The following is a 12,098-nucleotide window of genomic DNA, read 5'->3' on the forward strand; positions in this document are numbered from 1 at the left end:
TTAAGGCGAGGCAAACTGGTCGGAATTCTCATACCGCTAAAATAGCCCGGTCATGTCTGACGAACAAGTTGGCAATGCCTTCGATCGTTGCGATCGGCCAAGGCGGCCCTAAGCGGGATCGAGACGATACGAACGATCAAACGCGGTCACATCCACCACAAACATCCAGGGGCCACGGGAGAGATCGCGTTCATCGACGGACTGTTCGACCGCGCCGCCACGTAGCCGACGTACAACACTGTTATCCATGCGGCCGTCGTCAATTAACGCAGCAGTCCCCTTCAGGGTAGCGCGCTCCGCCGTCGGTAAAAAATTGGAACCAATATAGATAGTGACGAAGATTAAACCGGAGGAAGGGGCGGCGCATGGGCCTGCTCCATTTGATTTCGAGTTAGGTAAGACCTCACTCTCGCATGCCGCCTTGCAGGTCTACTGTTTCGTCGAGTTCGCGCGCATCGGCCGTTGCGCCCACTGGACCCACAAATGCGCGGGGATGTCGGAGAGATTGTCATAAAAGCCATCACTCGCGCGCCGGACCCGCGCGGGTCCGGCCCCTGGGTGTCAATCAAAACCGGGACGGGCGTCAGCGGGTAGAAGACTGGTATAACCGGTCCCAACACGTTGCTCCAGCTCGGCCTTGGCCTCGCGCACCAGGTCGGGGTCACCAAAGGCCTCTTTGGCGGTCATGGCCATGACTTTGGCGGCGTGGAACATACCGCGATAGGCCGAACGGCTCTTACCCTGGGCGACCATTTGCCATGTGTGAAAGGGTGTGCCGATCGCATAGTTCGCACCCCAGATTTGCACCGTTGGAACGCACCAACTGACGTCGCCAACATCGGTCGATGCCGCCAGGGATTTCGGTGAATGGTCTTCGGGTAACAGAACGTCATACAGGGCTTTGTCGTCGCTTTTGCTGCAGCCGACGAATTCATAGGCGGCTTTGATACTGCCTGCATCCAGGGTCGCCTGAAACTTCGCGGCATAGGCTTTGTCATCATCGTCGAATGCGGGCGGGCCGACCTGGCGCAAGACCTGGTCCATGGTCGCGGCCAGCCTGTCGTTTGGCACGATCTCGGCAACGGCGGTCAGAATGCGGGTCTGTACATGCGTTTCGGTCATCAGCGCCGCCCCCTGCGCCACCTTTTCAAGCCGGGCGATGAGATCACCAAGCCCCTGTGTCCGGGGGCTGCGTGCAACATAGCGGACCCGCGCCCTGGCGGGGACGACATTGGGCGAACGGCCACCCACATCAAGATAGGTGTAATGCAGTCGGTCCTCGTCCGGCATGTGTTCCCGCAGGTAATTGGCCCCGATGTTCATCAGTTCCGCCGCATCCAGGGCCGACCGGCCAAGGTGCGGGCTGGCGGCGGCGTGGGACGAGCGACCATGGAAGGTGAAATCAATCCGCGAAGAAGCCAAAGAACTGCCGCGAATGATCTGGGTGATACAGCTTGGGTGCCAGGTGATCGCGATATCGACATCGCGGAACAGCCCCGCAGCAACCATAAAGGCCTTGCCCGCGCCCCCTTCTTCGGCGGGGCATCCGTAATACCGTACGCGTCCGGGCAGATTGTGTTTGCGCAACCAATTGCGGGTGGCGACCGCCGCCATCATGGCCCCCGCACCCAACATATTATGCCCACAGCCATGACCATTTGCGTCAGGTTCGACCGGGTCCGGATGCGCGACATCGGCCTTTTGACTAAGGGACGAAAGGGCGTCGTATTCCCCCAAAAAGGCGATGATGGGGCCGCCGGTTCCGGATTCGGCAAGAATGGCGTTCGGCACCTCCCCCGCGTTCGGCGTGACCTGAAACCCGTGGTGATCCAGCTCTGCGATATGCGCGGCGGATGACTGGGTTTCCTCATAGCATGTTTCAGGCGTCGCCCAGACCCGATCAGCCAGCGCGGCAAACCGTGTTTCAAGCGCGCCTAGCTCTGCCTCCAGCGCATGTTCGTTGATTGGCATTCTGTTCCTTTCTGGCGATCTGGGATCCGCACTTGCCAAAGCCAGGCAGCGATTGGCGGGTAGCCTTAGGCGTTGTGGCAGGCCACCGTGCTTTCGTCGCCCTTATCGACAAGGCGCGGAAGCTCGGCCTTGCAGATGTCGGTCGCCCTGGGACAGCGGGTGTGAAACGGACAGCCAGAGGGCGGGTTCAGCGGCGAGGGGATTTCACCCGTCAGCAGGTCATGCGAGCGCCGCGCACGCGGATGCGCCGCCGGAGCAGAGTTGATCAAAGCCTGCGTATAGGGATGCATCGGCGCCGCAAAAAGGCGTCGTTTGGGCGCGATCTCTACGATCCGGCCAAGGTACATCACCGCGACACGGTCCGCGATATGTTCAACGATCCCAAGGTCATGAGAGATGAACAGATAGGCGACCTGCATCTCCTGTTGAATGTCCTTCATCAGGTTGATCACCTGCGCCTGCACACTGACATCCAGCGCCGACACAGGTTCGTCCGCAATGATCACCGACGGAGAAACGGCAAGCGCACGGGCGATCCCCAGTCGTTGCTTTTGACCGCCTGAAAATTCGAACGCATATTTGCCGATCGCATCGGGCCGCAACCCAACCTTGTCAAAGAGGTCTAGCACGGTCTCCCGCCGTTCGGCCCTGCTAAAGCGTCGGAAATTCTCTATCGGTTCCATCACGACGTCCGCAGCGGTCAATTTGGGATTGAGAGAGGCGCTTGGATCTTGAAACACCATTTGCATGCGCTGCCGGGTTTGACGCAAGGCGCGGCCCCGCTGTGCCGTCAGGTCGATGTCATCCAACAGAACCTGGCCCGAGGTCGGCGTCAATAGGCGCATCAACACGCGGGCCAAGGTGGATTTGCCACAGCCTGATTCACCCACTAGGGCAAGCGTTTCCCCTCGCGCCAGATCAAAGGAAATATCATCAACGGCTTTCACCGTGCCCCTGTCGCGGCCAAACATACCAGCACCAAGGCGGAAGTGCCGCGTCAGCCCACGCGCTTCGAGAACGTTCGTCATTGTGCTTTCCCCTCTAGTGGCGGCAGGTTTTCAGCCTCGAAACAAGCAACTTGATGAGCGTCGCCCAGGGATCGTAAATCGGGCGTTGCGGCGTGGCACCGCGACGTCGCAAAGGGACAGCGCGGGGCAAAGGAACAGCCGATAATGGGTTTGTTCAGGGCCGGCACGACCCCCTTGATTTCCGTCAACCGGTCACCAGACTGCGCACCAAGACGCGGTTTGGCGGTCATCAGGCCGCGCGTATAAGGATGCAGCGGCGTGTCAAAAAGCGTCTCAACCGGGGCCTGTTCAACGATCCGCCCCGCATACATGACAGCCACGCGATCACAGGTTTCCGCAACCACACCCAGATCATGGGTAATCATGATGACCGAGGTGCCCGTTTCCTTTTGAAGGTCCGACATCAGCCGCAAGATCTGGGCCTGAATCGTGACGTCCAGCGCCGTTGTCGGTTCGTCCGCAATCAACAATCGTGGCCGACACGCGAGAGATATCGCAACCATCGCCCGTTGCCGCATACCCCCGGAAAATTGGTGCGGGTATTCGTTGAACCGACGTTCTGCATCCGGAATCCGGACAAAGTTCATCACCTCAAGCGCACGTTTTCGCGCCTCGCGTTTGCTGATCCCTTCATGCAGGATCACGGTTTCCGCGATCTGACGGCCGACCTTGTGAACAGGGTTGAGCGAGGTCATCGGCTCTTGAAAGATCATCGCGATCTTGTCGCCACGGATATCACGCAGGTCCTTAGCAGATTTGCTGAGCAGGCTTTCGCCTTGAAACACGATATCCCCCCCCACAACCCGACCAATCCGGTCCGGCAGCAGGCCCATGATGGACAAGGAGGTGACACTCTTTCCACAGCCGGACTCTCCGACAATGCCAAGTGTTTCCCCCTCGTGGACGTCAAAGCTCACACCATCAACGGCACGGGTGACCCCGTCTTCGTTAAAGAAATGCGTTTGCAGGTTTTCGACGGAAAGCAGTTTTGCCATAATCACATCCTCCGGGCCAATTTGGGATCCAGGCGGTCGCGCAGCCCGTCACCGATCAGGTTGATGGCAAGAACCGTCAGCGCCAAAGCCAACCCTGGTGCAAAAATCGTCATCGGGGCCCGCGACAAATACAGGCGGCTTTCAGAGATCATATTGCCCCAGCTTGGGATCTCAGGCGGGGTGCCCGCGCCAACAAAGGACAGCGCACTTTCGATCAGGATCGCAGACGCGGCGACATAAGTGGCCTGCACGATCAGCGGCGGCACCGTCGCTGGTAGAATATGCCGCCATAGGATCTTGAACGTCCGAGCACCCCCGGCGACCGCCGCCTCAACATAGGGTTGCCGCCGCACCGAAAGCACGACCGAGCGAACCAACCGCACCACGCGCGGAATTTCGGGGATTGTGATCGCCACGATGACCGTGCCGACACTGGCAGAGGTCAGCGACACCAACGAGATCGCCAGCAGAACCGCCGGGATCGACATCAGCGCATCCATGACGGTCATGACCGGCGTTTCCAGCCACTGAATATACCCGGCAAGCAGCCCAAGGATGACCCCAAAGGTGATGGCCAGTACGGCCACCGCACAACCAACCAATAGGGACACGCGTGCGCCATAGATCGTGCGCCCCAAAATGTCGCGGCCCTGGGCATCGGTGCCAAGCCAATGCGCGGTCGATATGGGTTTCAACCGCTCCATCGGGTTCAGGCTTGATACGTCACCGACCAAAAGCGGAGAGGCCAGCGCAAGTACCAGGAAAATCGTTAGGATCGTCGCCCCGAATGTCAGGGTCGGATTGCGCCGAAGAAACCGTGTCAGTCGTGCCGTGGCAATCGGCGCGGGCGTCGGTTTATGGGTGGATACATAGGTCATGATTTACGGGTCCTCGGGTCAATCAGCCCATAGCTCAGGTCGACCATAAGATTGACGAGCACATAAACTGCGGACAGCATCAGTGTGATGCCCTGGATGATGGGGTAATCGCGCTTGGTGATGGCATCGATGACAAGCCGCCCGATGCCGGGAATGTTGAACACGGTCTCCGTGATCACCACACCGCCGATGAGCATGGAAAAACCCAGCCCAATGATCGTAACGATTGGCACCCCGGCATTCTGAAGGGCGTGGCCGTACAGAACAGTGTTCGGCGCGACGCCCTTTGCGCGGGCCGTGCGAATGTAATCCTCTGACAGCACCTCTAGCATCGTGGCGCGGGTGATCCGGGCAATCAGCGCGATGTACGTCAGGCTAAGCACAAGCGCGGGCAGAATCAGAGCGTGTAACCAGGGGCCGACACCCTCTGACAGGGGGGTGTAGCCCTGTACCGGGAACCACCCCAGGCGGACCGACAGCACATAGATCAACAGATAGGCGGTAACGAACCCCGGCACAGAAAAGCCGACCACCGAAAAGATCATGACCAAGCGATCCGTAGGCCACCCCGCCCGCGCGGCGGCAATAACGCCGAGGATGACCGCCACGATGATGGCAAACCCCATGGTCAGCAATGTCAAAGAGAGGGTCGGCCCCACCCGTTTCAAGATCATATCCAAAACCGGTTCGCCCGAGAAAATCGAAGTCCCGAAGTCCCCCGTCACCACCCGGCTGAACCAGTGGCCAAACTGAAGCGGTAATGGGTCGTCCAGGCGCAGGGACTCGCGGATGGACTGAATTTGTTGTGCGGTCGCGTTGTCACCGGCGAGGATCGCGGCGGGATCCCCGGGGGAAAAGCGGATCATCACGAACACGAGGAAGGCAACGATCAACAAGACCGCGCCCATCGACAGCAACTTGCTAAGAATAAATTTCATGGCTGCGCTTTCGTGGCTGGGGACACCCCGGCGGGTGCCGCCAGGGTGTCGTGTAAAGGAATGGGTCGTCTTCAGGCTTTGCGAAGGTTCCAGAACGGAATGAGGTCCGGAATCTCTACCAACCCGCTGACATTGCTGCGCAACGCGGCGGGCTGTTGCCATTGCCCGTAATTGACCTGCGGCACGAAATCCCATGCATTGGCTTGCATTTTCCGCGCGATTTGGGCCCGCTCTTCTTGCGATCCGGCCAAGGTCCATTGCGTCCGAAGGTCTTCTTGCTTTGGATCGTCAGGCCAGCCAAACCAGGCGTCGTCGCCACCAGCGGCATGACCTGGGAACAGGATCGGGCTGCCGATGGTTGCGGTGTAGGTCGGGAAAATGTTCCATCCACCCTCTTCTGGCGGCTTTTTCACTGCACGACGCGACACGATCGCGCCCCAATCGGACACGGCCAGTTCCGCATTGATCCCAGCTTTGCGCAGCCATTGGGCGGCGAACTGTGCGGCGGTGCCAATCACGGGGATATCGGTCGGTTGCATGATGATGACCGGGCGCCCGTCATACCCCGCCTCTTTGAACAGCTGCGCGGCCTTGTCGAAATCCTGCCCGTGTTCGAACCAGCCGATATTTTCATTGTTCGACATCGGGGTGTTGTTCCCGAACATGGAGGGCGTTTCCCTGGTGTACTCAGACAGGCCAAACGCCCCGGCCATGACCTCGGCCTGTTTGACAAGATACAGCATGGCTTGCCGCGCCCGGACATCGTTGAATGGCGGATGCAGGTGGTTCAGGCGATACACCCCGCAGGTTCCCGCCTCGTTCGGGACAGCCAGGTTGATATCCGCATTGGCGGCTAGATCACCGACAAAATCCAATGGGGGGTTTTCGTAAAAATCAATTTCCCCGGCGATCAGAGCATTCATCGCGGTCTGAGGGTCACCGATATTTTCCCAGATCACACGATCAAGGAACACCTGCTTTCCGCCCCCTGTGCCCGATGCGGCACCGGACCGCGGAACGTATGTCGCGCTGCGGTCATAGATATAGCGTGCGCCCATCTGGGTTTCGTCCCGGTTGAAAACAAATGGACCGGACCCCACGATGTCCGTGATCTGTTCGTTCGGATCAACAGAGGCGTCTTGCTCCCGCATGATGAACGCACAGGAGCTGGTCTTGGCCAGCGTTTCCAGCGTCAGGCCAAAGAAATCGCTTAGGACCAATTCAAAGGTCTTGTCGTCTAGGGCCCGCAGCGTTTTGACCCTTGGCCACAGCAATTGACCGGCCACGTCCCGCGCACAGAACCGCGTCAGAGAGGCGACGCAATCCGCCGCCCGAACCGGTGTTCCATCCGAGAAAATCAAACCGTCACGCAGTTTGAAGGTATAGCTTAGTTTGTCGTCGGACACGGTGAACGTATCGACCATCTGTGGCTGGACGTTGCCATTTACATCGGTGCCGAACAACGTGTCGTACACCATAGAACCGTGGTAGGACGTGATATAGGCCGTGGTCCAAAAGGGATCGAAAGAGCGCAGGTCGGCATGCATGACCGCCCGCAGCGTCTTGTCCGCCGAGGGCGATGTTTGGGCCCGCAACAGGGCTGGCGTCGCGAGGGCCATGGCAGCGCTCGACATGAAAATACGTCTGTTCAGGTTCATTTGTCTCTCCGTTGGAATTTGAGTTTATGACGCGCGATGTTCCGCTTGCGTTTCTTGTTGCAAGGGCGCCCAAAGTTCGCCCGTCTGTTCGTCAATTCGGTCCGTCTTACTGACCTCCTGTTGTCAGAGCACACCGGCCATACCGTCGCGGCGCGGATCGGCGGCGGCGGTCATTACGCCGGTGTCTGGGTTGATCTGAATGGCCTGCATTCCGCCCACGGCCATGGACCAGGCGTCACAAAAGGGCGTGGCATCATGCCCCTTGGCCCGCAGCCCGGAAATGACCTCGTCCCGCCCGCGCGTTTCGATCTGCACCACGCGCCCATCCCAGGCGCGGACGCGAGGAAGCGAAATGGCGGTCTGAAGCGGAAAGCCAAAGTCAAAGAGATTGGCATAGACCTGCGGCTGAGTCTGAAGGATGCCGTAGCCCCCCGGCGTGCCAAGCGCGAGCACCGGACGACCATCGCGCAGCGCGATCGAAGGCGACATGCACATCGGCAGGCTGGCCCCCGGCGCGGCCCGGTTGGGCGACCCCGGCGCGGCATCCGCCCAAAATAGGAAATTGTTCAGGGTGACCCCCGTGCCCGGTACGATAACGCCACTGCCAAAGGCGCTGCCCAGGCTTTGGGTGATACAGACAAGGTTGCCTTCGCGGTCAGAGACGGAAAAAGAGGTGGTATGCGCCGGGCTTGGGTCCGCGAAACTTGTCGCATCCCAATGCTCTGTCGGCCCGGTTATCCCAGCCCCCGCCGCAAGTTGGGCTGACAGTTCGTCAATCGCCCGTGGGTGAAACATCCGCACCAGGTCGTCGGCATCCGGTCGATTGGCGTCGATCCTTTGGCCCGCCGCCAGCCGGATCGCCCGCAGCACAGGATCGAAATGCCATACGCTTCCGTAGGGGTGATCGGACAGTCCGACGCGCTCCAGCAGCTTCAGCGTCAGCAGGAACTGGAACCCCTCGCAGGGCGGCGGCGGGACGTTCACCGACAGCCCCAAGTAATCCGCGCTCAGCGGTCTACGCCAACAGGTTTCAACCGCCGCGATATCCGTCGCGGTCAAGGTGCCGCCCAATCCCTGCACGGTCGCGGCGATCTGATCACCGAGCGGGCCGTGATACAGATGATCTGTCCCCTCCTCACCGATCCGGCGCAGGGTCTGCGCAAGTTCAGGCAACCGCAAAACATCCCCGACGCGCGGCTCGCCCGCATGACCAAAGACCTGGGCAAAACCGGACCCAATCGCGGACCAGCCCGTCACCTCTTGCCGTGCATGTCGGATTTCGGCGGCGGCGAATTCGGTGAAGGCTACGCCTCTCTCTGCCAGGGTGATTGCTGGCGCAAAGAGGTCCAACAAGGGTCGCGTGCCCAATTCGTCGTTCAGCATCGCCCAGCCCATCAAGGTTCCGGGCAAACCGACGGACATCGCGCCCCGCGCCGCATCGGTGCGTTTGCTATACTGATCAGGATCGTAGGACATCGGCAGCCGCGGCACAAAGTCGAGCACCCGAACCTCACCGCGTCGAGCATCCCACATCACGGCATTTCCCATGCCTGCAAGGCCCGACATAAACGGTTCTGCGACCGTCAACGCCGCCGCCGTCGCAATCGCGGCATCAAAGGCGTTCCCGCCATTCTGCAAGACCGACAGACCCGCCTGCGTCGCCAAAGGGTTGGCAGAGGCCACGGCACCAAATACCGACATCCGACTGCGTTGAGGGAGCATTGCTTGCATCATGCAACCCCTCTCCCCGCCTGCCAGTCACAAGCGATGGACAGCAGCGTGGCCTCTCTGTCCGGCAGACCCAGAAATTCCAGACCGACCGGAAGCCGGGTTTCCCCCGGCAGGGCGGAAATGGTCAGGGCCGGGAACCCGCTACAGGCGCTTAGGCATACGTTTTCAAACCCCTCCTGGGTTGCGCCCAACCGGGCGGGCGGCCTGCGCATGGTCGGATAGACAATCGCGGTCAGGTCATGCGTACGAAATTGGCTGTGCAACCAGTGCCGCAGCTCATTGCGCAGACCAATCGCCGTGCGGTGCCCCTCGGCATTGGTGGCGGCCAACAGCCTGCGACGCAGCACCTTGGCAAGGTCAGAATCCGGCGGCATCTGAGCAAGAATGTCATCCAACGTCCGGATCAACACGCCATCTCGGCGCCCCAGGTAATCGGCAATCGCGGCGGCAAATTCGAAATCCGCAGTGCTGGCCGCATTGGTCAGCGCGGATTGCCCGGTGCCATCCAGATCAACAAGCTCTGCGCCCAGACGACGCATCTGTTCCAGCGCCGCATAGCAGGTGGCAGACACCTGGGCCGTTCCAGCCTCATTCCCAAAGAACATGCGCAGAACGCCAAACCGCGCCCGCCTTAGAACCCCCTGCTCGATCTTGCCGGAACAGGTGTCGCCGGACCGCCCGCGCAACGCGTCCATCAGCAGGGCAATATCCATCGGATCCCGTGCGATTGGCCCCGCGATATCCTGGGTTGGACACAGGGGAACAATCCCCGTCATGTCGATCGTGCCCTGCGTAGGCCGCAGCCCATATAGACCGTGAAAGGCGGCGGGAATCCGGATTGACCCGGCGGTATCAGTCCCGATCGCGGCGGCAACATACCCCGCGGCGACGGCGCTGGCCGATCCGCCACTGGATCCTCCGGCGACATACCTGGGGTCCCGCGCATTGCGAACGGCCCCATGCAACGCGGACACCGAGGTGATGCCAGTTGCCCATTCGTGCATAGTTGCTTTGCCCAGGATGACCGCCCCAGCATCCCGCAGATGCTGAACGCACAGGGCATCGCGCAACGCAACGTTCCCCTGCATCAGCGGGGATCCGGCGGTCGTCGCCATGCCCGCAACGTCGATATTGTCCTTTATCAGGACCGGCACGCCGGTCAGCAAACCCGCGCCCTTTGACGTATCCGCAGCCTGCGCCTCGGCCAGGGCCTGCGGGTTCAGGGCGGCAACCGCATTCGGACCATCGTCCAACCGATCCTGCGCCTCGATCCGGGCGATAGCCTTGGTCACCAGTGAGGTCGCCGTTTCGACACCGGCCACGAGGTCCCGCCGCAGACTGCGAACCGTATCATCGCCGTCGGCAAGACCGGTCGTGGTTGGGTGATCAGCGTATTTCGGGATCATCTGCACCACCTCACAGGACATGGCCGGGGCGCATCCCGGTGTGACACCCATCCGCCCAGACCCGCCGCCCATTGACATAAACAGACCGGATTCCCGCCGCGGGTTGCACCGGGTTCTCATAGCTTGCCGTGTCGCAAATCGTGGCTTCGTCAAACAGCACGAGGTCCGCGAAATTGCCGACGGAGATTTCACCGCGCCGATCCAGGCCGAACCGCTGAGCCGGGAGCGCGGTCATTTTCCGCACGGCGGTTTCAAGCGAGAAAAGCCCCGTGTCGCGGGCATAGCGCCCCAGGACACGCGGGAAGGTGCCCCAAACACGGGGATGTGGATGTTTGCCAAAGGCCACACCGTCGGAACACACCATCGTCAATTCGTGCGACAGGATGCGGCGGACCTCAGCCTCATCCATCAAAAAAAACACCCCAAGCGCCGGAACCAACCGATCAACGGCCCCATCCCGATCCACGCCCCATTCTTTTGCGATGTCGTCCAGATCACGCCCGGACATCTCTGGATGTGGCGTAGATTCGGTGACGATCACCTTGCTCGCCTGGCGGTGACGACCAGAATTCAGCATCGTGGCGCTGGCGACATAGGGCGTGGTATCCAGCCCGACATCCTGTTGCGCCCGCGCCGCATCGATCATTGGCAGGGTGATTCCGGATTTCCCATGATTGGCAAGGCCCGCGCATTTATGATGGGAAACATGGACGCCACACCCACAGGTCGACCCGATGGTCAGGGTTTCTTTCAACGCTTCGACAACCCGGTCACCTTCGTCCCGCATGTGGGTCACGTACAGCTTGCCGTGCTTTGGCAGGACAGAGGCCACGCCGATCAATTCCTCGGTCGTGGAATGGCGGGCGCTTGGGTAGAACGGCCCGGTGGACAGGCCAAGCCCGCCTTCGGACAATGACTGATCCAACTGTGCGCACATCGCGTGGATTTCGTCGCGGGTCGCCGCCCGGTCCAGGTCAGACATGGCATTCAACCGAAGGCTACTGTGCCCGATAAGGCTGGCGGTGTTGACCGAGGGCGGTTTCGCCATCAGCCGATCACGATAGGCGGCATAGGTGGCGAACCGGGGCAACGCATCGGTGACAATCGCCCCAAGCGGCATGGGCAACGGACCCGACACACAAAGCGGCGCAATCGAAAACCCGCAGTTGCCGTTAATCACCGTGGTGCAGCCCTGGCTCACCGCGTGATCCAGCGTCGGATCGATTAGGACGGCTTCGTCATAGTGCACATGCGGGTCGATGAAACCGGGGGCAAGGATCAACCCCCCGCAGTCCACATCGACACCGCCCCGCCAATCAGAGAGGTCGCCAATGGCCACGATCTGATCATCCGTCACGGCAACGGCGCCCAACCGACGTGGATCGCCTGTTCCGTCCACGATCATAGCGTCCCGAAAGAGAATGTCGGCCTTCATCATATCGTCCTTAAATTCAATGCATCGGAGTATTGGCGCTCAAACCCTCAAGTGAAAC

10 protein-coding genes are annotated in these 12,098 nt (G+C 60.6%); all 10 read right to left on the minus strand.

Annotation, left to right across the window (positions count from 1 at the left end):
• Positions 1-108: 108 nt before the first annotated feature.
• Positions 109-249, minus strand: a complete 141-nt coding sequence (locus Q4577_RS21210; RefSeq protein ID WP_303472960.1) for a hypothetical protein — start codon at positions 247-249, stop codon at positions 109-111.
• 312 nt (positions 250-561) lie between these two features.
• Complete coding sequence (locus Q4577_RS21215; RefSeq protein WP_303472959.1) at positions 562-1,971, minus strand: amidohydrolase; 1,410 nt, start codon at positions 1,969-1,971, stop codon at positions 562-564.
• Between the two features lie 65 nt (positions 1,972-2,036).
• Complete coding sequence (locus tag Q4577_RS21220; RefSeq protein ID WP_303472957.1) at positions 2,037-2,999, minus strand: ABC transporter ATP-binding protein; 963 nt, start codon at positions 2,997-2,999, stop codon at positions 2,037-2,039.
• Positions 2,996-3,994 carry an ABC transporter ATP-binding protein gene (locus Q4577_RS21225; protein ID WP_303472955.1) on the minus strand — a complete coding sequence of 333 codons (999 nt, stop codon included), beginning with the start codon at positions 3,992-3,994 and terminating at the stop codon, positions 2,996-2,998. The genes Q4577_RS21220 and Q4577_RS21225 overlap by 4 nt, the downstream gene beginning before the upstream one ends.
• 2 nt (positions 3,995-3,996) lie before the next feature.
• Positions 3,997-4,872, minus strand: a complete 876-nt coding sequence (locus Q4577_RS21230; RefSeq protein ID WP_303472953.1) for an ABC transporter permease — start codon at positions 4,870-4,872, stop codon at positions 3,997-3,999.
• Entirely contained in the window at positions 4,869-5,810 is a 942-nt protein-coding gene (locus Q4577_RS21235) for an ABC transporter permease (RefSeq protein WP_303472951.1), read from the minus strand. Before Q4577_RS21235 ends, Q4577_RS21230 begins: the two co-directional genes overlap by 4 nt.
• A gap of 71 nt (positions 5,811-5,881) precedes the next feature.
• A complete protein-coding gene (locus Q4577_RS21240) occupies positions 5,882-7,468 on the minus strand; it encodes an ABC transporter substrate-binding protein (RefSeq protein WP_303472949.1) in 1,587 nt (528 codons plus the stop codon).
• Between the two features lie 123 nt (positions 7,469-7,591).
• Complete coding sequence (locus Q4577_RS21245) at positions 7,592-9,190, minus strand: gamma-glutamyltransferase family protein (protein WP_303472947.1); 1,599 nt, start codon at positions 9,188-9,190, stop codon at positions 7,592-7,594.
• An 8-nt stretch (positions 9,191-9,198) separates the two neighbouring features.
• The gene (locus tag Q4577_RS21250) at positions 9,199-10,605 is read right to left on the minus strand and encodes an amidase (RefSeq protein ID WP_303567652.1); all 1,407 of its coding nucleotides are present in this window, start codon (positions 10,603-10,605) and stop codon (positions 9,199-9,201) included.
• A 10-nt stretch (positions 10,606-10,615) separates the two neighbouring features.
• Positions 10,616-12,040: an amidohydrolase family protein gene (locus Q4577_RS21255; RefSeq protein WP_303472943.1), complete on the minus strand. Its 1,425-nt coding sequence runs from the start codon at positions 12,038-12,040 to the stop codon at positions 10,616-10,618.
• Positions 12,041-12,098: the final 58 nt, after the last annotated feature.

The sequence above is a fragment of the Marinovum sp. 2_MG-2023 genome, from assembly GCF_030548265.1.
Lineage (GTDB): Bacteria > Pseudomonadota > Alphaproteobacteria > Rhodobacterales > Rhodobacteraceae > Marinovum.